This is a genomic window from Bacteroides sp. PHL 2737 (assembly GCF_004115325.2).
In the GTDB taxonomy this organism is placed as follows: domain Bacteria; phylum Bacteroidota; class Bacteroidia; order Bacteroidales; family Bacteroidaceae; genus Bacteroides; species Bacteroides hominis.
The window spans coordinates 3,428,461-3,451,760 of record NZ_CP040630.1; the positions used below are offsets into that span (position 1 = coordinate 3,428,461).

A 23,300-nucleotide genomic window follows, 5' to 3' on the forward strand; every position below is an offset into this window, starting at 1 on the left:
GCACAGAAAGAGGGGAGAACTGAACTTTCTTTTTAATCGAAAACTTGCATAAAAATGTGATATTTACTCATGAAATAGAGAAAAAAAGTCAAAATGTATCATTCTTATTAGGTATTATGGGCTATTTTGTTACCTTTGCGCCCCCTTATTCCATAGCGTAGAATAAGGTTAAGTGCTAATTAGATTTAACATGAGACTAAAAACAATCCTACTGACCACTGTGGCCACCGGTTCATTTTTGTGCGAGCCTGTCGCTGCTATGCGTGTTGAACCTCCCGCTATTTCTGAAATGGGATGGTTCTCGAAAAAGAAAAAGAAGAGTAATCCCCAAGACAGCGTCAAAGTTGAGAATGAGTATGAGAAACTGACGGGAAGCGATAGTGTCGCTCATCGCGGTATGTTCAATGTGTTCCGGAAGAAGAATGATTACTACTTTGAGATTCCCGCCACTTTGTTGGGACGTGATATGCTGGTAGTAAATAAACTGCAACGAGTACCTTCGGAACTGAATGAGGCCGGAGTGAACCGCGGAACTAACTATGAGAACCAAATGATCCGTTTGGAACTGGACAAGCCGGCTAATAAATTATTAATCCGTCAAAGTCGGCCTTTGCCTCTTTCTCCATCCGAAGATGCTATCAGCCAATCGGTGAAGGACAACTATATATCTCCGTTAATAGCCGGTTTCAAGATAGAGGCATATAATAATGACTCTACCAGCATGTTGATTAAGGTAAACGATATATATGATGGTACGGAGACAAGTATTAATAACGTATTTACCAATATTAATCTGGGAACATCGGCTATAAAGAACTTATCGAGAATTTTATCCATTAAGTCTTTCGATAATAATGTAGTGGCAACTTCAGAACTCACTACACGTGTCACAGAAGGGACTACTACTATCTACGTGACAGTGGAGGTAAGTTCGTCTATCCTGTTGCTTCCCGAAGTGCCGATGACCGGACGTCTGGATAATCCTCGCGTGGGGTATTTTACTAATCCTCTGACTAACTTCAGTGATGGTCAACAACGGGTGAATAAAAAACAATTCATTACCCGCTGGCGTCTTGAACCAAAGCCTGAGGACAGGGAAGCATATCTGCGCGGTGAACTGGTAGAGCCCCATAAGCCCATTGTATTTTATATAGAAAACTCTACGCCTTATCGGTGGAGGAAGTATATCAAACAGGGAATTGAAGACTGGCAGGTAGCTTTTGAGCGTGCCGGATTTAAGAATGCCATTATAGCCAAAGATATTACCGATGATATGGAGGTGGATATGGATGATGTAAACTACTCTGTATTGACATATGCCGCATCTACCAAGGCAAATGCGATGGGACCCTCTATTCTTGATCCGCGTTCGGGGGAAATACTTGAGGCTGATATAATGTGGTGGCATAATGTGCTTTCAATGCTTCAGGAGTGGATTACGGTACAAACCGGTGTGGTTCGTCCCGAAGCTCGCGGCGTAACACTGCCGGATAGTCTGATGGGGGATGCTATGCGTTTTGTCGCTTGCCATGAAGTAGGGCATTCACTCGGGTTACGTCATAATATGATGGGTTCTTGGGCTTTTCCTACCGACTCTCTTCGTTCGAAAGCTTTTACCGACCGGATGAATTCTACTTCATCATCCATAATGGACTATGCCCGCTTTAATTATGTGGCACAGCCCGGTGACGGTGTGAAAGCTTTGTCACCTCATATCGGACCTTATGATATTTTTGCCATAGAATATGGTTACCGTTGGTATGGCAAACAGACTCCGGAAGAAGAAAAAGGATTGTTGCAGGATTTTCTGGCAAAACATACCGATCGGCTTTACAAGTATAGCGAGGCACAGGATCCCCGGGATGCCGTTGACCCTCGTGCGCAGAACGAGGATCTTGGTGATGACCCCATCCGTTCTTCGCAGTATGGTATTGCCAATTTGAAGCGTATTGTTCCTCAAATAATCCAGTGGACCACTACCGGGGAGAAAGGGCAAACATACGAAGAGGCGTCACGTTTGTATTACGCAGTTATCAATCAATGGAATAATTATCTCTATCATGTGATGGCAAATATCGGGGGTATCTATATTGAGAATACAACCGTAGGTGATGGCGAGAAGACTTATACGTTTGTGGAAAAAGAGAAGCAGCAGGCTGCTTTGAAGTTTTTGCTCGATGAAGTATTGTGTTATCCTAAGTGGTTGTTCGATCCGGAGGTTGCACAATATACTTATCTGCTCAGAAATACACCTTTAGGAGTAGTGGAGAATGCACCGACTCAAGTGTTGAAAAATGCACAGTCCTATATCTTTTGGGACTTGCTATCAAATAATCGCCTGATGCGTATGTTTGAGAATGAGTCTGTAAACGGCAGAAAGGCTTTCACAGCCGTGGAAATGATGGATGGTCTGCATAAGGGGATTTTTGCCGTAACCGAGCGTGGCGGCTTACCCGATGTGATGACCCGCAATTTGCAAAAAGGCTTTGTAGATGCATTGATTACTGCTGCTGCCGAAAGCGAAGGAGTGAAGGTGAACAAAAAGTTGACCGATAACCATTTCTTGTTCGATCATCAGGCACCGCTTTGCAGTTGTGACGATCATGCACATCGTTCGGCATACGCCGACCGTATGGGGGCACGCCGTGAACTGAATTTTTATGGTTCTCAGATAAATCGTATTTCCGATGCCATTTCAGTGAAACGGGGAGAGCTGCTCCGCATTAAAGATTTGCTCCAGAGCCGTCTGGGTACATCGGATGTAGCCACCAAATATCATTATAAAGATTTAATTTTGCGTATCAACACTGCGTTAGGCATTTCTAAGTAAATACACCAAAAACACAAAGTTCCCTCTGACAAACACTCAACGATTTTATTTGCTGAGCGAGGGGCTTTGTGTATTTATATAAATAAAAGACAGTTTTCAAAATGAGTATTAATTTTATAGGATGTAACAAATGAAAAGACACGTTTTTATTCTTTTATTGTCTTTTGTCGGAGCATTGACTTCTGCATTTGCCGCCGACAGGCAAGTTCAAGGAGTGGTGATCTCATCGGAAGATAATATGCCGTTGATAGGTGCTTCTGTCTATATAAAGGCAGAGGATCTGTCAAAAGACGGCAACTCTCCGACAATGACAGGAGTGATTACCGACATAAATGGTAAATTCAATATTTCAGTACCCGAGGGAGTAACTCGTCTATTCTGTAGTTATGTAGGATATGATGTGCAGGAAATTAAGCTTGTTCCCGGGAAGAATCAATATGAAATAACTCTTTCTCCATCGGCACAAATGCTTGATGCAGTAGTAGTGACCGGTTATCAAACTGTAGAACGTCGTAAACTGACAGCTGCCGTTGGGAAGCTGAACATTTCGGATGAAACTATTGGTGCTGTAAAAAGTATCGATCAGGCATTGGCCGGACAAATTGCCGGACTTTCCGTAACCTCTACTTCCGGTGCACCCGGTGCACCGGCAAAAATACGTATTCGTGGAACTTCGTCATTAAATGGAACTCAGGATCCGTTGTGGGTTCTGGATGGTATTCCATTGGAAGGTACGGATGTACCTCAGCCAGAGATCTTGAATGATATTTCTAATATACAACAGTCGTCTATTGCCGGATTGAATCCTGCGGATATTGAAAATATTACCGTACTGAAGGATGCGGCTGCTACTGCCATTTACGGGGCTCGCGCTGCAAATGGTGTGATTGTGATAACTACTAAAAAAGGAAAAGTAGGGAAGCCGGTGATTAACTTTTCTTCAAAGTTTACTTATATGCCTACACTGAGTTCCAAGCGTTTGAATCTGTTGAACTCTCAGGAGAAAGTAGATCTGGAACTTGAACTGCTCCGTTCTAATTTTGCCTATGGGAATAATAAGGGTGGAGTCTCTAAAATCATTTCCGGCTACGGTCTGACCGATGCATACAAAAACGGGGGCTGGGGAGCATTGACTTCTGAAGCGCAAGCCGATATCAACCGGTTACGGGATACTGAAACCGATTGGAATGATATTCTCTTTCGTGATGCTTTTAATCAGGAGTATAGTTTGAGCCTTTCGGGAGGTAACGAACGTGTAACCTATTATACCTCTATCGGATATTATAAAGAAAACGGTAACGTAAAAGGTGTTGGGTTGGATCGTTTGAATATTGTAGCGAAGACTTCGTATAAAGTCAACCGCATGTTAAAGTTCGGTGCTTCTTTGTTTGCCAACCGTCGTAATAACAAAACTTACCTGACAGATACGTACGGATTAGTGAATCCGGTTTACTATTCACGCAAGGCCAATCCATATTATCAGCCTTTCGACGCAAATGGAAATTACGTGTACGATTTCGATGTACAAAATACTTCTGATACAGATTTAGGTTTTAATATTTTTGAGGAACGTAAAAATACATCGAACGAAGAGACAATTAATGCGATTTCATCTATTTTCGATGCTGAACTGAGATTCAATGATAAGCTGAAGTTTACTACCCAGCTTGGGTTGCAATTAGATAAGGCCTCAAAAGAACAGATTGCCGACCAGGAAAGTTTCTCAATGCGTTTAACCCGTAAGAACAGTAAATATTGGGATTCTGCTTCTCAAAGCAACAAATACTTCATACCGGACGGAGGCGTGCACAAAGCATATGAAAACACGAATTCTCAGATTACCTGGAAGGCAATGGGAGAATATCGGGATAGCTTCAATGATATTCATGAACTGGAAATAATGGTGGGTACTGAATTGCGTAAAACCTGGTATGAGACACTCTTTTCCGCGGGATATGGTTTCGACAGACAGACGTTGACTACGAAGCCGGTTATCTTTCCGGACGAAGATCGTGCCAAACAATTTCCACTCCATAAGAAAACGTATAAAGAGAATGCTTATGTTTCTTTCTTCTCCACAGCTTCCTATTCGTTGATGAACCGTTATACATTCGGAGGAAGCATCCGTTTTGACGGTTCGGATTTATTTGGTGTCGATAAGAAGTACCGTTATCTTCCTCTGTATTCAATAAGTGGATTATGGCGGTTATCGAATGAACCTTTTATGCAGGGAGCCAGAAAGTGGATGGATAATCTTGCATTCCGTGCTTCATATGGTATTCAGGGAAATATAGATAAAAACACTTCTCCTTTCTTGTTGGGCAAATATGTGGTAGACAATATTTTACCGGGTGGATCCGAACATATGATCGATATAAACTCGGCTCCGAACAAGAAACTTCGTTGGGAGAAAACTCAATCCGTGAATGTTGGGTTTGATTTCTCGGTACTCAATCAGGCAATTAACCTGAGTGTGGATTATTACTATCGTAAAGGTACAGATCTGATCGGAAGACAAATGTTGCCTCTTGAAACCGGTTTTGTTTCGACCAGTGTCAATTGGGCGAGTATGACCAATAAAGGTGTGGAAGTATCTCTTTCCACACGAAACGTTGCTACCAAAAATTTCTCATGGTATACGAACTTCAACTTTGCCTACAATAACAACAAGGTATTGCAGGAAGCTATTCCGGAGGCTCAGACTACTCCGGGGCGTGAAGGATATCCGGTCAGTGCTATTTTTGCGATAAAGACTGCCGGATTGGATGCGGATGGTTATCCTCTGTTCTATGATAAAGAAGGGAAGAAGGTTACTTTGAAAGAACTGTATCGCTTACAGGATCCTTATGGATTAGGTTTTACGGTTAGTTCGGATGTAACTCCGGCAGAAGAACGTGGATTTTATTCATATATGGGTTCGGAAGATACTCCTTATACCGGTGGTCTGATCAATACATTCAGTTATAAAAACTGGGAGTTGACAGCGAATTTATCCTTTAATTTAGGAGGATATGTACGTACGACCCCTTCCTATAACTCTATCAATTTTGATCGGGGACAGAATGTGAATCGTGACATTTTGGATCGTTGGACTCCGGAAAACACCGACGGACATTTACCGGCATTGATTACCAGTGAAAAACGTGCTGATGAGTATTATTGGTATGATCAAAAGAGTGATATATATCGGCATCTGGATATTTGGGTGAAGAAGCTGAATTATTTCCGTTTGCAGAATCTGCGTTTAGGTTATCGTTTACCGGAGAAAATGACCAAAGCTTTGGGAATGGGGGCAGCTTCGGTAGCTATTGAAGGACGTAATCTACTTGTATTTGGTTCAAGCTACAAAAATTTTCTCGATCCGGAATCAATGTACAATCCGTATGCACCGCCCATTCCTAAATCAGTAACGTTTAGCTTGAATTTAAATTTTTAATCATTAAGCAGAAAAAAGAAGATGAAAAAAATATATGTTTTGACTTTATTGAGTTGTCTGTTGATGCTATCTGCCTGTGATAGTTATCTGGACATAAAACCGGTGGGAAGCGTGATCCCCCAAACTGCTGAAGAGTATCGCGCTTTATTGGCGCGTGCTTATCTGAATGTACCGAAGGACCGCGGACAAGCTTGTTTTCGTTCGGACGAGATGATGGTGAATGATAATGAATACGACCGGAATTCATTCGGAGACATCGAACGTTGGAATGATGTTTCTCCGTTTCCGGGGACGAGTCAGTTTACCTGGTCCAATTTCTATAATGTACTTTTTATAGCTAACCAGTTGATCGAGAATGAAAAAGAAATTACAGAGGGCACTCCTGAAGTAGTGAACCAGCTGGTGGGGGAGGCCTATCTACTTCGTGCTTATATGCATTTTGTTTTGGTAAACTTACATGGTCAGCCATATACTAAGCCCGGAGCCTTAAGTTCAAAGTCAGTACCTTTGAAGTTGGATACGGATATTGAAAAGACATTAGGACGCAATACTGTAGAAGAAGTTTATATTTCTATTTTGTCAGATATCGAACGGGCTCGTGAACTGATAAACAAAGAAGAATGGGAAACAGTTTTCTCTTATCGGTTCAGCGTTTTGGCAGTAGATGCATTGCAGTCCCGTGTCAGCCTATATATGGGTGAGTGGCAGAAATGTCTGGAATCTGCCGAAGCAGTATTAGCAAAAAAATCTGTTCTTGTTGATATGAACGAAGCCTCCTTTGTCCTGCCTAATCATTTTGAATCAGTTGAAACCATAACGGCATTGGAGCAAGTTATGAGTTCAGTAGTCAATAACGCCGCATGGGCTCCTGCCTCTTTTCTTACTATTTATCAGGAAGGTGACAGGAGATTGGCTGCCTATTTTGCTGCTCCCGATGAAAATGGAAATCGAAAGAGTTCTAAAGGAGGGAAAAGAGATTACTCCTGTACTTTCCGTGTAGGTGAACTTTATCTCAATGCAGCCGAGGCTGCTGCGCGTCTGGACAAATTGCCGCAGGCACGTACACGTCTTTTGGAACTGATGCAGAAACGTTACACTCCCGTAGCTTATGTTGAGAAAAAGAATGCTGTGAATACAATGGATAAAGATGCTTTGATTGGTGAAATATTGAATGAACGTGCCCGTGAACTTGCTTTTGAGGGACATCGCTGGTTTGACCTTCGTCGTACTACGCGTCCACGGATTGTGAAAGTCCTCCAAGGCGAAACCTATATATTGGAACAGGATGATCCACGCTATACGATTCCTATTCCGAAAGATGCTATTGCTGCCAATCCGGGATTAGCCAACTAATACACATGAAGATCTAAAAAAGCACACACAACCCAAGCCGCAGAGTCTATAAAAAGATTTTGCGGCTTTTTTTATTTGTAATTTATCGCTGTGCCCTAATAAATAGCTTACGTTAGTATTGATTTAGAATGAAACTTTACTTGTCAGAAAAGTAATTATCTCCTTTCAGAATGTATGAACGGAATTCAGGGGATACAAATTGAGTATTTTATTTATATATCTGCAAATTAGATGATTAGAATGCTTTGTTGCTTGTCGGTCAAAGCTTTGTTTTAACACAGTGTTAAAGCAAGGCTTTTGATGATAAAGAAGAAGTCTTTTAAGTGCAAAAGATTTATTCTTTCTATTCAAGAATGGAATACTTTAAGAATAGCATTAACATTGTTAATTGGGAATTCTTCCGAAACGAGGAGCCGTATTGTTATATTTTATAGGATATAGGAAAAAACTAACAGATTCCTTTGTGGGTGATTAGACAAAACCGTATTTTTAGAGGTCATAATACTGATATTGATGAATTATCAGAATGTATGTGATAAAAATCAGAATAGAGAATAGAAGGAAATAGCGTAAATTTGCCCAATATCGTCATTTAGTAAATAAGAAGCCATATAACACAGACATTATGCCTGACGAAATAAAGAATATAAAAACATACCGGAAAAAAGAACGCATGATTCTCTCCCGCTCCATACGGAGAAGGAGAAGGTATATTGAGGTAGCTTTCGGAAATAACGATGCTGCAAGGCTATTGTTGTCAAAGGAGAAGGGTGTGCTGTTTGAAAGTGACAAGGCATACCTGCCGGCAGAAGACTTTGTTTTGGCAGACTTCTTCGACCGTTATGTGAATCTTGCATTTATTGACTATTCCAAAGTAACAGACACTACAAATAAACCGGAGAAAGAAAAGACCATCCGCTCGGAACTGCCTGCGGGCTTTTGGGAAAAGCTGAAACAGATGCGTTACAGCAATCATACAATACGGGTATATACTACCTATATCGGAGATTTTCAACAGTATTTTGCCGGAAGCAACCTGAAAAGGATTTCGCCGGACGAAATTAATGCCTACCTGCTTCATCTGATAGACAAGAAAAATATCTCTTCCTGCCAACAGAACCAACGTATCAACGCGATCAAGTTCTATTATGAAAAGGTGCTGGGCAACGAACGTCACTGCTACAAGGTAAACCGTGCAAAACGTGAGAAGACATTGCCGGATGTATTGAGCAAGGAAGAAGTGAAAGACTTTCTAACAGTAGCTAAAGAAGATTTGCGGTTTTATTGCATGTATTCGCTGTTGTACTCGGCAGGGCTTCGTATCAGTGAATTGCTGAATTTAAAACCGGATGATATAAACATTTCCCGTTCACTGATACATGTGCGACAGGGAAAAGGGAAGAAAGACCGATATACGCTGCTATCCAAACCGTTTATCAATAAACTGGAAGAATATAGGATAGCATATCAGCCGGAAAAGTGGCTTTTTGAACGTGAAGCCGCAGTACAATTCTCTGAAAGTATCGTTTCCAAAAAACTGAAAGAGATAGCCCATGAAGCAGGAATAACAAAAAGAGTATATCCCCACTTGTTCCGCCATTCGTTCGCTACACATTTGATAGAACAAGGAACAGACTTGAAAATCATAAAAGAACTGTTGGGGCATGAAAATATTGAAACCACCGAGATGTACGTCCATATTGCAGACACTTACAAAAGCAAAATTAAAAGTCCGTTGGACGATATTTTAGAAGAAGAGATTTAATAAAATACTTAGAGAAAATAACAGCGAAACATTAAATGACCGCTGTTAGCATAACGTTAGGCGCAAAATAGTAAAACAAAAAAATATTAGGTTATGGATTTCTTAAAGTGCATGAACAATTTTCCGTGGAATAGATTTGCCACGGTATATGAAACCAATTCAATCGGCTTAAAAGGCATCTTTGTAAAGATGTTCAACGATACTGCTGAAATGTCGGATTATCAATACGTGATTGATAGGCTTGAATGTCAGGATACGCTATATAGAATTACCCCTTGGGGACTTAAATTCTATATCTGTTTACTTATGGAAAACAAATCGCATCAAGACATATTATTACAAAACATAAATGTGCTTTTTGAAGCTGCAAATTATAATATGCAGGTCGATATTGCAACCAATTATAATCCGACCAAAGGCAATCTGATGAAATATGAAAAAATTAAATCAAAACTCTTTGACAGAGATTTTGACGGAATAATGGATGCCGATTACATAAAAACATTCAAATCCATAGACCGAAATTTCATGCAGAGAAGTACAATAGATTTAATTCAACAGAATATTTCTTTGTTTGAAGATTTAGCAAAGTCAACGAATAGCGATATTGCCCAAAGTGCTTCTTTGCTTGTTAATTCAATTCATAATCCTAAAAAGTATGACTTTGGTAAATCGTGATTAAATAATCGCCTAACAAGCACCTGTACCGCCTGACGGCGGCAAGCTGCATCCCATTATCAGTAAAACAATAATGGAAACGAAATTAGAATTTTATAAAGCAATACGACTTTTAGATTGTGGAAAGATGGAACGTGCTATGGAAATCTTGCAGGAAGTCATAAAAACATCACAAGAAGAAAAAGATGATTTATCTTTTATTCGTTCTAACTGTGTATTAGGTGAATTGTATTTCGGCTTGAACGACTTCGATAAATCAAGATTTCATTTAGAAGCGGCTTTGAATACAATGAATAATTGTAATTTGGAGAAAGATTTATTCGATTACGAAAAGCTATCCGCTTCAAAAATTCTAATGAAATTAACTAAGTAAATACTGATAACAAGCGGCTCAACCTACTTAATAGTCGGTTAGCCACCAGACATTAGCATCATATAAAATTGAAATTATGAAAGAATTAGAATTAAGAAAACCATATCGTTTACAAGAAATTATCGAAATAGTTTCTAAAAATATAGCTAATAATGGCTTCACTGACTCTAACTATTGCTTATACTCCAATGAGGGTATAGTCCAACCAAATCAATTATGCTATTTGGAACTATATCCTACGATAGATGATAATGATGAGGAAGTATATCCAGATTTTGTAAGAGATAAGTCTTTGGATTTATTTTATTACGGGCAACAATTTGAAGATGTATTGATGTCCGTATTTGATCAAAAAGAAACTGCATCAATTAATGACTATATTGATGCGTTGAACTATTATATGGAAAATGATACGTTTATGGATTTCTGATGATGCTAACAAACAGCAAACCGACTGAACAAAGCGGAACGCTGCCAAACATTATGTGCAACTTAAAAATGGAAAAATATGAATGATTCAGAATTTGTTAATTCATTGAAAAGAGAAATATTGAATGACTTATATAATCGCTATTTTAACACTCTAAATACATTTCCGGTGAGCGGTGGTGATGAGCGATGGAATGATAGCAAAGAATTATATAGTCATTTGAATGAAAAACAACGGCAAGAGCTAAAATCTTTTGTCCGTTTAATCATGACTGATACATTATCTAATGTTTCTGCCAAATTGGATAACGTATCATCTTTTGCCAACCAAGAAGGATTTTTTGAATTAACCTTGAATGGTAAAATAATAAGTGGAGATTTGCAGGAAATATTTCTTATGCAAATAGAAGAAGACAATGAGGCACATAACAATCACCTAAACTGCTAAACGCAGTTAGTTGAATCCCATTAGCAGTCAGGAATTAACTGAAAATATTATGAAATTAAGAGATGAAATAGAATGTAATATTATTAAAGCCAAACAAATTTATCCACAAGTATTGGACTTGATTGATAAATACGACAATGCTTGCAATATTGAGGATAAGGAAAAGTGTGTAGAAATTATTCAGCAGCTTTCAATACTAACAGGTAAACATATTACTGAAAATGATTTATTTGAACATTGGGAAGGTGATGGAACAGAAGAACTCGCTTTTCGATTTTGTTTATCAGAGCCTCCAACACTTGTAACACCTTTATTAGAACAGGAATTATTTGAAATCATTCAAAGAATATGTGAACCTAAATATGAACCTTATCCTGAACTCTATGAAGATATGCCATATCCTAAAGAATGGGTCAAAGCATGGTTTTGGATTCCTTTAAACTGTGTGTACTATTTTCCTTTATTAGAGAAAAATTTGAATTTACCTAAAAGTTTTAATATAAGAACTGATGCTTTTAATGATAACGATGCTGCACCAATAGAGATACTTGAAATAATTTTAAAAGCAATGAAGTTAAAGACTGATAACAAACAGCAAACCGCCTAAGGCTGCACGCTGTCAAACATTATCGCGACAAATAAAATTATAAAAATGGAAGAATTAGAAAAATTATTGATAGAAGAAATTGAAGCTAATATTGAAACAACATTCTTATACCAATTTCATGAGAAGAATTTTTTTGATAGAGAGAAGTTTCAATTGCTTATCGTTAATGTTAATAAAATGGCAAACTATTACATAAGCAATGGTAGAACTGAATATTACAAAAAAATAGCGGCTGGTATAATTGATAGGTTTGAATATATTCTATGTTGCTTTTATTGGCATTTAGCGCCAAATGACCTATGTTCTATTATAAATTACAACGATATAAAAGATGAAATTTCAGATTATTGTGATAAAATGCGAGAGGTAACAGGCAAATTGATTTTATAGTATAATAATCGCGATAACAAACAGCATTACCGACTGAAAAGCGGAACGCTATCGGATATTATTGTCAATATGAATAAAATATGAAAGATGAAGTAAAACAATATATAGATGACTGCATTGTTGAGAATCCGGATATTGACTTAAACGGTTTGTCTATATTAACACAACCTGACGAACTGCACTATCTGGCAAATGTGGTGAATTGGGATATTCACATACCAATATTAGTTTGGATTGTGGAGCAAGCTATATGTAGCGAAGCCACTGCTTTAATGATTTTTTGGCAGGCACAACCTCAAGACTTCACTATTTATAAGTGGAATACCACCCGAATATATGAAGATATAGCTGTATTCCAGCTTATAAAAGTAATCATCACCAATTATAATAATGGATTTTATCTCAAAACTGATATACATTATAATCCGATAAATGACAGATACAATGTTTTTACTATTCCCGATTTCATGTATAAAGACGTTAACGGAGAAGAGCCATATAGTATTTATGATGAAACGGAAGTAAGGTCTTGGTTTGGAGAATATCTGAACAAACAGATAGATTCTTGTTCTTCAACAATGGATTTATATGGTATAGCTTGCTATCTTCCCACTCTTGGTAATATAGATACAGTCTTTCATGTTTTAAGGCATCCATTGTGTGATAAAGGTATAGCTTTTATGCTATTTTGGCGATTTGAACCTATTGTCAGTGATAGTATTCGCAATGAGTTAATATCTGAAATCTACCAAAAGAATTATCCCGAAATAATTGAATATAAACATGAACGGAATAATTTAAAAGCTGTGTGGAAAATTCCAGAAATAATGATGAAACCTGTATAACAATGACAATAACATATGAATGAGCAGCCCTAACGGTCAGCTATTTACAAACCATTATAAGCAACAGAAAAACGGAAACAATATGATAAAATACATTTCGGGAGATATATTACAGAGTAAAGATGAGTACATAGCACAAGGTGTAGCTATTGGCTCACAAGAAGGATTAGGGACTGGGCTTGCCTTTAAGCTGTCAAGTCAATTCCCTGAAATCCAAAAGCTCTTTAAGAAGTACACACGAAACACTAAGTTTCAAGCTGGCGATGTGTTCATAGGAGAAATCAAAGGTTTCTCTCCGGGTATAATTTACATCGCTACACAACCCGATATGTATCATGCGGAACTTACCTATCTGAATAAAGGTTTGAAACGCTTGAAAAAAGTGTGCGAAAGCAGAGGTATCAAAACTGTGTCGCTCCCGAAAATAGGTGCTGGTTTGGGTAAGTTGGATTGGAATAGTGAAGTCAAACCTTTACTTGAAAGTATTTTATCTGATTGTGAAACGGTATTCAATGTATATGAAGATTACAAGATTGAATACGAAATTTAGCTTATAACATGCACCTGTTCCGACTAACGGCGGCAAGCTGCAACCCATTATCAACAGAGTAAAAAAATGAAAGTATATAGAATAGCAATAAATATGATTAAGCAAACCAAGATTTTAAAATTTATAATCCCTATTGTAGTATTCATTCTATTGTATGCTGTCTCAACAATTAGAAACAACAATATAAGAAAGGATGGTATATATTCTATCGTAACTCTTGTTAAATACGGTTCTGCTTATAGAGGGCAAAGTGCAAAATATGAATTTATATATAATAAGACTTTATATGAAGGAAGTTTTTTTATATCATTTGCCGAGAGTAAAAACACTCCAATCGGAACCCGTTACTTTGTAACATTCTTAGCCAAAGCCCCCGACCGACATCTTATATTAGACAGCGTACCATTTTGGTTTACTCTAAAAGCGCCAGATAAAGGGTGGAAAACATTACCTACACAAAAACAACTACGAATAATGATGAAAGATAGCTTGAATTAAAATGCTGCCACCGGACATTAACTTGATAATAAATAAACGAAAAATGAAACAGAAATACTATATAATCAAACTCTTATTGAAAATATGGTTTGGAATACTATGTATTAGTCTATTGTGTACCACGGGTATTCTTTGGCTAAAGACTCAAAATATAAATCCTGTACCAGATATGGATGTTTCTTATAGAGGCATGGCATTGGCTTGGTCAATTTTGGGAATTTTGGCATTATCTACCGGAGCAATCACTTTGTTCTTGAACTGCTTTGCAAGAGTTAGAAACAGCATACTGTTTAGTTCCCTATCATTTTTTCTTATTCCTATTTTGATGATTTTATTTTCTGGAACAATGTGCTTGTATGATACTACAATACCATTTTTACTTTGTTTATTGGCGTCATACATATTGTTTAGAAATAAAATAATACAGAAAACAAGCGGATGAATCGCCCTGATGGTCGATTAGCCACCAGACGTTATCAGAATATATATGATAAAAATCAGAGTATAGGATTGAAGCACATAACGTATATTTGCAGTCTATTTCAATGAAATAGATGAAATCATAAAAGTAATTTGAATATGAAACACTTTAAAATAATAACGATGGGAATACTTGCCTCTATTCTGAGTTTACTGGGATGTGGATATGGAAACAAGCGAGCTACGCAGAGTGAGAGTATAAATCCTTATATTCCGGTAGCCGCACAGATTACAATGGATAAGTTGCCGGGCGTGCTGAAAAACGTACAGGCAGGACGAACGGAATATGATTTTACGGGTATCTGTGCCAATGGTGTGGATTGTATCTATTTCATGCAGGATAACGGAAAGTTCTACATTGATTTTGAAGCCATGAGCAAAGACCAGCTTCCCTATCTGGATACATTAAAGCAGTTTGCCAAAGAGCATAATTACCCAATTATCGAAACGACCTATAACAACACGCCCATAGATTACGATCATGTGAAATATGCTCCGGTTCTAAGCCTGAAAGTCAATGCGGATATTGACAGCATCGTTCATGTCGGAAAATTGATTGAACAAACCATTTTCAAGAATAACGATCAGACCATTTACGATATAGTGCCTTAGAGGGCATAAGGAGAATATAAAAGAATAATGATAAAATGAGAGATAAGGATTCCGGGAAAAAGACATTCTGGATTTACCCTACAAATAAGTTTGTTTGGGCAGGAGTCGTAATATGCAGTATATTCAGTGCATTTATGATCTACTTTTTATGTGTAGCCAATTTAAGTGAGAATAAAGTCCTCTTTATTTTCCTGTTGCCCATATCTTTGTCTATCCTGTTAATCTGTTGGGCACTACCCAGTAAGATTTTACTTTGTGAGGATAGAATAGAAGCACGAAGCCTGTTCGGGAAAAGAAGCATCCGGGTGGATGAGATAAACTCGTGGGGAGTTGTGCAAATGTATAAGCCCTACCGTTGTAAAGAGGGTATTTATTCTTATATACCTGCCAAGTCATTCAAACCTTCCCGTAAAATAGAGGAGAACATAATTTTCTCGTATAGCCTGTTTTTATCCAATATTCCGCACTATGACGGGAAAAAGAAAGATTCGTCCCAAACAGATAAAACTATCTTTGTCAGTTACCGGAAAGAAGTGTATATTGCATTGGAAAAGCATCTGAAAAAATGAAAGACAATGAATAAAAGAATCATTTCATTTATCTGTGCAGGATTGGTCGCAATAAGTTGCGTGTCCTCACTCTGTTTCTATGATTATTTTGCCAACGATGGCACTACCAGCAATCCCATCTATTGGATTTTCGACTTTTTCCAGTTATCCATACTGCTGGGACAAGCCGGAATAGGCGTTTATACTATCAATGCGCTTCTACGGCAGAGGAAAGAAGCCGTTTCTTCTTTGGGATATTTTGCGGCTCACGTATTTCTGCAAAATATAACTCCTTTGCTCCAAGCATGGTCTGCGGCTGTCATAACGGAATATCCGCAATGGTTGCTGATGAGCCAGGTCGGCTTTAGCATTGTTCTTTTTATTACTTTGCTAATCATCCAGCCTGCCTCTTTATTCAGAAAGTCGGAATATATCCCCCGGCTGTTGATGGCTGCATTTTATATCAACTGCGTATATACGGCACTTACCGTCATCGGATTAATTATTACCCTGTAATGATTGCATATAAACAGAATCCAGCACAGCACCTTCCCAATGAATAGCAGGCGGGTATTGTTTCCAACCTTTTTTCGGTGGGGACAGTACCCATGTGGGGACAAACTCGTCCCCGAAAGCCTTATTGTATTCAGGGTTGCTGACGGCATACCTCACTATGATGCGCAAAGGATTGCTGACACCCAAAAATTTGGGGTATGTCGTCGTAGTATTATATTTCACCCCATCCACATAAAAACCGAACTGGCGTACCTTGTGCCCCCCTTTAATGACACCCGACACTTTTTCATAAGTGGCTAAAGTGTATCGGTTGCCTTTTGCCAACGCGCGGGCTTTGTGTATGCTATCATACCATGTCCAGCCGGAACCTGCCATTGCAATCAGGCATAAAAGATAAGTGAATAGCGAAGTCTTTTTCCCCTCCGTAGCCCATTGCATTTTCAATAGCGAGCCTACTATCATGGCAAGGGCTCCCGCACCTAACAGGGAGACACAGACCAAAGCCGGAATGTTCATGTACTCTATCATATTGTTGTTTATACCGTACCTTTTAGTTCTTGTTTTTGGTTGTCCATTCTCTTTCGATAGCTTGACGGATTGCTTCCCGGTTATCACAATTCCTGCCACCGGAAGCGTGCCAACGGCGAGTGGGATTGCATCGGCTATTGTAAGCTATATGCGGATTCCCGAAAATGACGGTTATACGCACACGCCAGCGCATACAAATGTCATCGGCTACGAATTGCTGTTTGTTGTACAATATTATTTTCCACTGATTTTCCTTAGCCAGCCGTATCAGGACTTTTTGTTGCTCTTGGGGGTGAGTGCCGTACTGATGTAATGCAGTTTGAGCGTGTTCTTCTTATTCCGATAGGTAATGTAACCAACCGCAGCGAAAACAACCGGAAACAATACGACAAACCATACAGATTCCGGTTCTATCGTTTCACCCTTAATCTTTGCCATCAGAAGGCAAAACAGTAAAGCGACAGAAGTAAACAGAAGCATAAAAAGAGGTTCTTTAGGATAGTAATCCTTTTTCTCCTGATTCGTCAGCTCTATGCGGCGGTTCTTTAGCGTGCGCTTTAATAATTCCTGATTCATATCGGATTCTTTGATTTACAAAGTTACGGATATGGCAGGGAAAGGGCAAATTTCAATCGGGAAAAGATTATGACCGGAGCTTGTTTTTATCTTTAACGTGTTAAACTGACGTTAATAAACAGGATGGGCACTGGTATTATACACCTTTCGCATATATTTGATAATAATAAACAGCAGGCTGCACGGCATTTATAACAAGCAGAGTAAAGTAATATGAAAGCAACTGAATAAAATGCAGTACGACATGTTTTATTTTGGGGAATCAGTTTATTGGACGTATAAGATGTGTAGCCCGGAATCGGAACCGCTGCCCCTGTTAATAGATGAGAAAAAGGGCGATAAGAACCAGTACATGGGATGCGGTTGGAAAAGATCAGCTAAACAGAATGAAATAAAGTTCATATAACTTTTCCATTTAAAATAGAAAGTATGGGAAAAACTTTGGGTCAGATTTTGATGGATGAAGCTCGACAAACAGGGTTACAGGAGTGGATGAAAAAGGTACAGGTCGCTGTGTGGCAGACGGATGTGAAGAATCCGGTAACGTGGATGGCATTGGAAAGATTGTCCCGGGACGAGGATAATATGCCCTGTCTGGTGAAACTGTTGAAGGAACATTGCCCTTGCCCTTCATTAAAAACACAGGAAGAACCGGCTTACCTGATATTGGCTGCTTATCATAACGACAACGATTCTTTGGGATATTTATTGGATACAATGAAAGTATATATCAAAAAGAAAGACCATGACGGGATATTGTTCTTATGCCGGATGCAGGCTGCCATCAATGATAATGAGGATTATCCGCACCTGAACGGATTGTACAACGAACTAACGGGCTACCTGCTATCTTGTCGCCGTGATAGGGTAAAGGAGTACCGAAAAGGGAATATTCCCGTATTCAGCGAAGCGGATCTGCAAGTGGCGGAAAAGTACTTGCCACACTTGAAAGAATATTCTTTTCGTGACAAAGTGATGGCTGCCTTCCCTACAGCAAAGACCGTCAGGGAACTGGCGGAGAAATGCGGATGTGCGGTGAATACTTTTGAACGTCGTTTCAAAGAGGAGTTCGGGGCTGCTCCCCGCAAATGGATGATGGAGCAAAAAGCAAAGCGTGTAGTAACGCTGCTCACCCATACCAACCTTCCCATGAAAGAGATTGCGGGTGATTGCGGGTTTGAGTCGAGCAACTATTTCTGGGACTTTTGCAGGCGTAACCTGAACGCTACACCCACCCAAATAAGGGAAGGATTCATGGATGAACAGAAGTTCGTTGATTAAAGATAGTGGGATGTCGTGGATATAGGAACGGCTTGGTACCTGAACAATGGGGTTATAACCTTACTTTAGAGACTTTTTACTCAAAAACTGTTTTACCGTTTTGTGAGTAAGATGCTGACCTGTTTGATTGGATATTTAATAGGATTTGTGCTTTGAGAATATATAAATAAAAAAAGGAGTACCGCCGTACTCCAACCTTTGTTAACCTTAAAATCTAATACTATGAAAAACACATTGCAAATATACGCACGATAAATTAATCTGCAAACTATCCAAGAAAAAAAGCATGCTTTATAACATAATTTAAATAAACCAGAATCTATCGCAGATATCTAAATAAGTTTTTTCACATTGTTTTTGTACAGAAAGAGCATATATGTAGGTATTGTGTTGCTTGATTTTCTTTATTTCTTCCGAAAGCTCGTCATTTAAAGGAGACATTTCGAAGTCGGACATCATTACCAGATCAGCATTCCGATAAGATTTAGTTCTTAAAATATGTATAGCGTGAAGAAGTGCAGGGGTTAAATCAGTGCCTCCATGAAAACTTTGACAAAGAAAATCTGCTAATTCCTGTATATTTTGGCTTAAACGTTCTATCTCAATGCAGGCTATGTCGTCGGAAAAGCTGATAAGATAGCATTTTCGATCTTGTTGTTCTGTGAGTTCGGCAATGGCAAGAATGGCCGATTTGACAAACTCTTCTCTTTCTCCACTCATAGATCCTGAAGTATCCACACAGATAATAAATGGTCCTGATTGTTCTTCTACAATATCTTTTCCCTGTACCTTTACATCTTTTATGCGGTGTTGTTCTTTTGATTCATAGTCTATCATCTGTAACTTCTTCTTGCTGAATCGTTCGAAGAAAAGAGATTGTAAGACTGGATCTGAAAGATAACAATACTCTATGGGTAAGAGGCTGTTTAAATCATTGCCTTCACATATTCCTCTTATATCGCTTTGGGCAGCAGGCGTAATGATCTGTTCCTGGTGTATGCCTGCAATCATACGGAATTTTTTCTCCTTACCTTGATGTTGTTTTCCGAGAATTTCTGCCAGTTCCCGAATAGCCGGGTGAGTTTTTGCTATTTCGTCGTAATGGAAAAGTTGTTTAGCCAGTTCTTTGTGACCCCTTAATAACCACATTAAGCGGATGCTACCACGTTGGGGCAGCTGATCGGCTATACTTTTCTGTAGTTGGTAGAAGTTCTCACAAAGTCCGTCGATACGTTCTGTCTGATAATTATATTCATTATTAGCTAACAGGTGATGCCATTTGCCGAAAAAAAGATTTCGAAGGTTTTTCCACTCTTTCGACCGTTTTTTAAGTGTATGAAATCGGCTGATATAGTATTGAATATTTAAGTCACCGCGGTTGTATTTCATTTGTAACGGATAGGCTGAATTCTCAAGAAAATGCAAAAAAGCGGTGTCCGTAAGTTCACGACTTTCGTAAAAATGTTCCCATTGCGCAGCATAATGTGAATAAAATTCCTGCAGGGAGGGTTGAGTGTGTTGATAATAAGACTTGATTTCTTCATCAAGTTCCTCTTGCTTGATAATATCATTCCGAAGATGTGACTCGTATAGTTGGTAAGTTACCTTTTCCAGCTTTTCCAGATAGATGTCTCTAAGTTCTTGCAGCCTAATATTCCTTATTTTCCAATCCATGTGTATATGCTATTTCCCGGATTTCATTCTGGCAGATGTCCAGCATTTCTTTCTGGCTGTTTAATACTCGTTTAATCATACTGCGTTGTTTATCGTCCATAAATAAATGTTCCTTGCAATATTGTAATTCGATGTCAGTTATGCGCTTTAAGTCATTTTCGCGGTTGTGGCATAGGTCAATCAACTCCTGAAACCGAAATTCAAAAGGTTGATATGTCTCTTCCGGAATATCAATGTCATATCCTGTATTACAGGTTAATGGGTGCTCTTGATTATTGATGAATACAGAGCGAGTGCCTTTTTTAAGTGAGACGACGGCTGATTGGGATACATTGCGATTGCGGACATAGTCATATACCTTTAATATCCAATTTACAGGACGATACTTATCTCTCTGGATATAAAACAATTTTTGAGTATCTTTCCTTAAACCTTGGTAGTCGGAAGCAAAAATCAATAAATTGCCTGCTACAGGATATCTTTCAATCTGATGATAGAAAGTATCTACAATCTGTAATGCAGGATCTTTTATTTCTCTCAGGCTGTGTTCTGATTTCATGTTTTCCCGGATACTGTTCAATTTCTGTTCTAAAATTCGTTCACCACAAAGATAGTGGTCGATGCACTCGCGGAGTGCGGCCGAAACTATTTGTTCGACAACCGGGATTTGTTCCACCTCGTTCCACAGGCAATGTAGTAATAGCGTACAGTCGGAGAAGCGAATGGTATCTGCTCCGTTCAGAAAAGCAGAAGTTCTGAGTAAGGATACGATTTTTTTCCATCGGCGGTCAGAAACATAAAGAACAGAGTGGGGGATTTCTTCTTTCTGTATGTTATATTTTTCTATCTGCCGTTTGATGGAGTGAATTAATTCAAAGATGGTATAATGTATATTGACTTGGTTGATTTGAGTTCGCCAGTCCCTGTATTGCTCTTCTGTAATGGAAAGTCCGGATGGAATTACCGGTTCAGCATCATTTACTGAGGCTATCATCCGGTCGAAAGCGAATTCCTGTTCGATGTTCCCTACGAAACAGCGTATTAGGAAACGATCCCACAGAGCTTCTAAACCTTCTCCCTGAGCGGGCAGTTCGTTAGAAGCTGCTATTAATCCTTTCAATGGCAACCGGATCGTATATTGTCCGTTGCGGTATATTTTCTCATTGATGACTGTCAGCAATGAGTTTTGTATGCTTGGTCCGGCTTTCCATATTTCATCCAGAAATACGATCGTTGCCGATGGAAGGTAGCCTTCGATAATACGTTCATATTTATCCTCGTCTTTCAGCTTAGAGATGGATACCGGACCGAATATTTCATCGGGGGTACTGAAACGGGACATCAGGTATTCAAAGGAAGTGCTTCTGTCGAATGCCAGTTTCAATCGTCTTGCGATAAGGCTTTTGGCGACTCCCGGAGGTCCGAGGAAGAAAATGCTTTCTCCGGAAATGGCTGATAAAAGTGATAATGCGATGGGATGTTCTTTCTCAAAGATTCCCTCGTTCATGGCATACAATAATTGGGTAATATGTGATTTTACTGTTTTCATGTACTTTTGAATTTTGTGCAAAAATAAGGGATTTTTCTGCCAAATTGAGGCATAGTTGTATTTTTGTATGTCAACGGCTTGTATAAACATATATTCGTATGGAGTGTTATAAACAGAAGTTGGTGAAATGGAAACATTATTGTATCTTTATCACCTGTAACAGTATACAGGAAGGAGTTTGAATTATGGAGTTGCGTACAGTCGATGTCACTCGTTACATCATGCCGCTGCGTGAGGGTGGTTCTCTACCGGCGCTGGCCGAAGCTGATGATGGTTTTAAATATGTTGTTAAGTTTCGGGGTGCAGGGCACGGAACTAAAGCACTGATAGCAGAATTGATTGGTGGTGAGATTGCACGGATGTTGGGTTTTCGTCTGCCGGAGTTGGTCTTTTTGAATTTAGATGAAGCTTTCGGACGTTCGGAAGGCGACGAAGAGATACAGGACTTATTGCAGGGAAGCCGGGGATTGAATCTGGGTTTGCATTTTCTTTCAGGCGCTTTACCATTCGATCCGGTTGTTACTGAGATCGACGGCAAACTGGCGTCACAGGTTGTATGGCTGGATGCGTTATTGACTAATGTGGACCGTACCACGAAAAATACCAATATGCTTATGTGGCATAAAGAGTTGTGGCTGATAGATCATGGTGCCTCTCTCTTTTTTCAGCATTCATGGGTCAATTGGCACAAACATGCAATGAGTCCTTTTACTCAGATTAAAGATCATGCTCTATTGCCGCAAGCCGATAAGTTGGAGGAGGTGGATGCCGAATTTCGGGTATTACTGACATCGGAGAAGATTCGTGAGATCGTAAATTTGATTCCGGATGACTGGGTGGAGTGGCGTGACAAAAATGAAACTCCCCAAGATATCCGTGATATCTATTACCAATTTCTTATAGAAAGGATAGAACATTCTGAAACGTTTGTAAAAGAAGCAAAACATGCCAGAGAAGCATATTTATGAATACGCCGTTATCCGGATTGTTCCGAAAGTGGAACGTGAGGAGTTTATCAATGTTGGAGTTATCCTGTTTTCCAAACAAGCATGCTTTATCAGGATGCGTTATGATATCAATGAAAAAAGGCTGAGGCTATTTGCACCGGAACTTGATATTGATTCTTTCCGTGAACATCTGGAGGCTTTTAGCAAAATTTGTGCCGGTTGCCGTACAGGAGGAGCTATTGCCCAATTGGAAATCCCGGAACGTTTTCGATGGTTGACTGCACACCGGAGTTCGTGTATTCAAACTTCAAGACCTCATGTGGGTTACTCCGATGATCTGGAGGAGACATTGGAGCGATTGTTCCGGGAATTGGTACTTTAATGCTT

Annotated in this window: 25 protein-coding genes; 19 read left to right on the forward strand and 6 right to left on the reverse strand. The window is 39.1% G+C overall.

Annotated elements, in window-relative coordinates; all coding sequences use genetic code 11:
• Positions 1-190 precede the first annotated feature (190 nt).
• The 13 genes from DBK98_RS14010 (at position 191) to DBK98_RS14070 (ending at position 14,202) form a co-directional block, all read left to right on the forward strand.
• Positions 191-2,830 carry a zinc-dependent metalloprotease gene (locus tag DBK98_RS14010; RefSeq protein ID WP_032536033.1) on the forward strand — a complete coding sequence of 880 codons (2,640 nt, stop codon included), beginning with the start codon at positions 191-193 and terminating at the stop codon, positions 2,828-2,830.
• Positions 2,831-2,960: 130 nt separating this feature from the next.
• Positions 2,961-6,266, forward strand: coding sequence for a SusC/RagA family TonB-linked outer membrane protein (locus DBK98_RS14015; protein WP_032530207.1), 3,306 nt, complete (start codon positions 2,961-2,963; stop codon positions 6,264-6,266).
• Between the two features lie 21 nt (positions 6,267-6,287).
• Complete coding sequence (locus DBK98_RS14020) at positions 6,288-7,619, forward strand: RagB/SusD family nutrient uptake outer membrane protein (protein ID WP_032530208.1); 1,332 nt, start codon at positions 6,288-6,290, stop codon at positions 7,617-7,619.
• A 625-nt stretch (positions 7,620-8,244) separates the two neighbouring features.
• The gene (locus DBK98_RS14025) at positions 8,245-9,384 is read left to right on the forward strand and encodes a tyrosine-type recombinase/integrase (protein WP_234058211.1); all 1,140 of its coding nucleotides are present in this window, start codon (positions 8,245-8,247) and stop codon (positions 9,382-9,384) included.
• Positions 9,385-9,477: 93 nt separating this feature from the next.
• Positions 9,478-10,062 (forward strand): hypothetical protein, encoded by a 585-nt coding sequence (locus tag DBK98_RS14030; RefSeq protein WP_032536034.1) that lies wholly within the window; start codon positions 9,478-9,480, stop codon positions 10,060-10,062.
• A 73-nt stretch (positions 10,063-10,135) separates the two neighbouring features.
• Positions 10,136-10,435, forward strand: a complete 300-nt coding sequence (locus DBK98_RS14035; RefSeq protein ID WP_032536035.1) for a hypothetical protein — start codon at positions 10,136-10,138, stop codon at positions 10,433-10,435.
• Positions 10,436-10,511: 76 nt separating this feature from the next.
• Positions 10,512-10,865, forward strand: a complete 354-nt coding sequence (locus tag DBK98_RS14040; RefSeq protein ID WP_032536036.1) for a hypothetical protein — start codon at positions 10,512-10,514, stop codon at positions 10,863-10,865.
• Positions 10,866-10,943: 78 nt separating this feature from the next.
• Positions 10,944-11,312 (forward strand): hypothetical protein, encoded by a 369-nt coding sequence (locus tag DBK98_RS14045; RefSeq protein WP_032532083.1) that lies wholly within the window; start codon positions 10,944-10,946, stop codon positions 11,310-11,312.
• A 49-nt stretch (positions 11,313-11,361) separates the two neighbouring features.
• Entirely contained in the window at positions 11,362-11,919 is a 558-nt protein-coding gene (locus DBK98_RS14050; RefSeq protein WP_032536037.1) for a hypothetical protein, read from the forward strand.
• A 45-nt stretch (positions 11,920-11,964) separates the two neighbouring features.
• Complete coding sequence (locus DBK98_RS14055) at positions 11,965-12,309, forward strand: hypothetical protein (protein WP_032536038.1); 345 nt, start codon at positions 11,965-11,967, stop codon at positions 12,307-12,309.
• 80 nt (positions 12,310-12,389) lie between these two features.
• Entirely contained in the window at positions 12,390-13,154 is a 765-nt protein-coding gene (locus DBK98_RS14060) for a DUF4274 domain-containing protein (protein WP_032530568.1), read from the forward strand.
• Positions 13,155-13,236: 82 nt separating this feature from the next.
• Complete coding sequence (locus tag DBK98_RS14065; protein WP_032530570.1) at positions 13,237-13,704, forward strand: macro domain-containing protein; 468 nt, start codon at positions 13,237-13,239, stop codon at positions 13,702-13,704.
• A gap of 66 nt (positions 13,705-13,770) precedes the next feature.
• A complete protein-coding gene (locus DBK98_RS14070; RefSeq protein WP_032536040.1) occupies positions 13,771-14,202 on the forward strand; it encodes a hypothetical protein in 432 nt (143 codons plus the stop codon).
• Between the two features lie 180 nt (positions 14,203-14,382).
• Here DBK98_RS14070 and DBK98_RS14075 read toward each other — a convergent pair whose 3' ends face one another.
• The gene (locus DBK98_RS14075) at positions 14,383-14,604 is read right to left on the reverse strand and encodes a hypothetical protein (RefSeq protein WP_032529923.1); all 222 of its coding nucleotides are present in this window, start codon (positions 14,602-14,604) and stop codon (positions 14,383-14,385) included.
• Between the two features lie 177 nt (positions 14,605-14,781).
• Here DBK98_RS14075 and DBK98_RS14080 point away from each other — a divergent pair, with 177 nt between their 5' ends.
• Genes DBK98_RS14080 through DBK98_RS14090 form a run of 3 tightly spaced genes read left to right on the forward strand, consistent with a single transcriptional unit; the run spans position 14,782 to position 16,358 of the window.
• Positions 14,782-15,294 (forward strand): hypothetical protein, encoded by a 513-nt coding sequence (locus DBK98_RS14080; RefSeq protein WP_032529924.1) that lies wholly within the window; start codon positions 14,782-14,784, stop codon positions 15,292-15,294.
• Between the two features lie 35 nt (positions 15,295-15,329).
• Positions 15,330-15,863: a hypothetical protein gene (locus DBK98_RS14085; RefSeq protein ID WP_032536041.1), complete on the forward strand. Its 534-nt coding sequence runs from the start codon at positions 15,330-15,332 to the stop codon at positions 15,861-15,863.
• Positions 15,864-15,869: 6 nt separating this feature from the next.
• The gene (locus DBK98_RS14090; protein ID WP_032536042.1) at positions 15,870-16,358 is read left to right on the forward strand and encodes a hypothetical protein; all 489 of its coding nucleotides are present in this window, start codon (positions 15,870-15,872) and stop codon (positions 16,356-16,358) included.
• Here DBK98_RS14090 and DBK98_RS14095 read toward each other — a convergent pair.
• The 3 genes from DBK98_RS14095 to DBK98_RS23305 are packed head-to-tail and all read right to left on the reverse strand — an operon-like array spanning position 16,341 to position 17,462.
• Positions 16,341-16,886, reverse strand: coding sequence for a hypothetical protein (locus DBK98_RS14095; RefSeq protein ID WP_032536043.1), 546 nt, complete (start codon positions 16,884-16,886; stop codon positions 16,341-16,343). The genes DBK98_RS14090 and DBK98_RS14095 overlap by 18 nt on opposite strands.
• 22 nt (positions 16,887-16,908) lie before the next feature.
• A complete protein-coding gene (locus DBK98_RS23300) occupies positions 16,909-17,118 on the reverse strand; it encodes a hypothetical protein (protein WP_234058219.1) in 210 nt (69 codons plus the stop codon).
• A 35-nt stretch (positions 17,119-17,153) separates the two neighbouring features.
• A complete protein-coding gene (locus DBK98_RS23305) occupies positions 17,154-17,462 on the reverse strand; it encodes a hypothetical protein (RefSeq protein ID WP_234058220.1) in 309 nt (102 codons plus the stop codon).
• 429 nt (positions 17,463-17,891) lie between these two features.
• Between DBK98_RS23305 and DBK98_RS14105 the strand changes: the two genes are divergently transcribed.
• Complete coding sequence (locus DBK98_RS14105) at positions 17,892-18,743, forward strand: AraC family transcriptional regulator (RefSeq protein ID WP_032536044.1); 852 nt, start codon at positions 17,892-17,894, stop codon at positions 18,741-18,743.
• A gap of 303 nt (positions 18,744-19,046) precedes the next feature.
• On the opposite strand, the gene DBK98_RS14110 is transcribed toward DBK98_RS14105, so the two are convergent.
• Both DBK98_RS14110 and DBK98_RS14115 read right to left on the reverse strand, forming a co-directional pair.
• On the reverse strand, positions 19,047-20,417 hold the full coding sequence (locus DBK98_RS14110) for a VWA domain-containing protein (protein ID WP_032536045.1): 1,371 nt from the start codon (positions 20,415-20,417) through the stop codon (positions 19,047-19,049).
• Positions 20,392-21,966, reverse strand: coding sequence for an AAA family ATPase (locus DBK98_RS14115; RefSeq protein WP_032529956.1), 1,575 nt, complete (start codon positions 21,964-21,966; stop codon positions 20,392-20,394). Before DBK98_RS14115 ends, DBK98_RS14110 begins: the two co-directional genes overlap by 26 nt.
• Before the next feature lie 185 nt (positions 21,967-22,151).
• On the opposite strand from DBK98_RS14115, the gene DBK98_RS14120 reads away from it, so the two are divergent.
• Together DBK98_RS14120 and DBK98_RS14125 are read left to right on the forward strand one after the other, a co-directional pair.
• Complete coding sequence (locus DBK98_RS14120; RefSeq protein ID WP_005777455.1) at positions 22,152-22,934, forward strand: HipA family kinase; 783 nt, start codon at positions 22,152-22,154, stop codon at positions 22,932-22,934.
• Positions 22,912-23,295, forward strand: coding sequence for a DUF3037 domain-containing protein (locus DBK98_RS14125; RefSeq protein WP_005777457.1), 384 nt, complete (start codon positions 22,912-22,914; stop codon positions 23,293-23,295). The genes DBK98_RS14120 and DBK98_RS14125 overlap by 23 nt, the downstream gene beginning before the upstream one ends.
• The last annotated feature ends 5 nt before the right edge of the window (positions 23,296-23,300 follow it).

Coding starts and splice junctions, on each gene's coding strand:
- DBK98_RS14010 (WP_032536033.1), top strand. CDS start 191: ATGAGACTAAAAACAATCCTACTGACCACTGTGGCCACCGGTTCATTT.
- DBK98_RS14015 (WP_032530207.1), top strand. CDS start 2,961: ATGAAAAGACACGTTTTTATTCTTTTATTGTCTTTTGTCGGAGCATTG.
- DBK98_RS14020 (WP_032530208.1), top strand. CDS start 6,288: ATGAAAAAAATATATGTTTTGACTTTATTGAGTTGTCTGTTGATGCTA.
- DBK98_RS14025 (WP_234058211.1), top strand. CDS start 8,245: ATGCCTGACGAAATAAAGAATATAAAAACATACCGGAAAAAAGAACGC.
- DBK98_RS14030 (WP_032536034.1), top strand. CDS start 9,478: ATGGATTTCTTAAAGTGCATGAACAATTTTCCGTGGAATAGATTTGCC.
- DBK98_RS14035 (WP_032536035.1), top strand. CDS start 10,136: ATGGAAACGAAATTAGAATTTTATAAAGCAATACGACTTTTAGATTGT.
- DBK98_RS14040 (WP_032536036.1), top strand. CDS start 10,512: ATGAAAGAATTAGAATTAAGAAAACCATATCGTTTACAAGAAATTATC.
- DBK98_RS14045 (WP_032532083.1), top strand. CDS start 10,944: ATGAATGATTCAGAATTTGTTAATTCATTGAAAAGAGAAATATTGAAT.
- DBK98_RS14050 (WP_032536037.1), top strand. CDS start 11,362: ATGAAATTAAGAGATGAAATAGAATGTAATATTATTAAAGCCAAACAA.
- DBK98_RS14055 (WP_032536038.1), top strand. CDS start 11,965: ATGGAAGAATTAGAAAAATTATTGATAGAAGAAATTGAAGCTAATATT.
- DBK98_RS14060 (WP_032530568.1), top strand. CDS start 12,390: ATGAAAGATGAAGTAAAACAATATATAGATGACTGCATTGTTGAGAAT.
- DBK98_RS14065 (WP_032530570.1), top strand. CDS start 13,237: ATGATAAAATACATTTCGGGAGATATATTACAGAGTAAAGATGAGTAC.
- DBK98_RS14070 (WP_032536040.1), top strand. CDS start 13,771: ATGAAAGTATATAGAATAGCAATAAATATGATTAAGCAAACCAAGATT.
- DBK98_RS14075 (WP_032529923.1), bottom strand. CDS start 14,604: ATGTATGACGCCAATAAACAAAGTAAAAATGGTATTGTAGTATCATAC.
- DBK98_RS14080 (WP_032529924.1), top strand. CDS start 14,782: ATGAAACACTTTAAAATAATAACGATGGGAATACTTGCCTCTATTCTG.
- DBK98_RS14085 (WP_032536041.1), top strand. CDS start 15,330: ATGAGAGATAAGGATTCCGGGAAAAAGACATTCTGGATTTACCCTACA.
- DBK98_RS14090 (WP_032536042.1), top strand. CDS start 15,870: ATGAATAAAAGAATCATTTCATTTATCTGTGCAGGATTGGTCGCAATA.
- DBK98_RS14095 (WP_032536043.1), bottom strand. CDS start 16,886: ATGATAGAGTACATGAACATTCCGGCTTTGGTCTGTGTCTCCCTGTTA.
- DBK98_RS23305 (WP_234058220.1), bottom strand. CDS start 17,462: ATGAATCAGGAATTATTAAAGCGCACGCTAAAGAACCGCCGCATAGAG.
- DBK98_RS14105 (WP_032536044.1), top strand. CDS start 17,892: ATGGGAAAAACTTTGGGTCAGATTTTGATGGATGAAGCTCGACAAACA.
- DBK98_RS14110 (WP_032536045.1), bottom strand. CDS start 20,417: ATGGATTGGAAAATAAGGAATATTAGGCTGCAAGAACTTAGAGACATC.
- DBK98_RS14115 (WP_032529956.1), bottom strand. CDS start 21,966: ATGAAAACAGTAAAATCACATATTACCCAATTATTGTATGCCATGAAC.
- DBK98_RS14120 (WP_005777455.1), top strand. CDS start 22,152: ATGGAGTTGCGTACAGTCGATGTCACTCGTTACATCATGCCGCTGCGT.
- DBK98_RS14125 (WP_005777457.1), top strand. CDS start 22,912: ATGCCAGAGAAGCATATTTATGAATACGCCGTTATCCGGATTGTTCCG.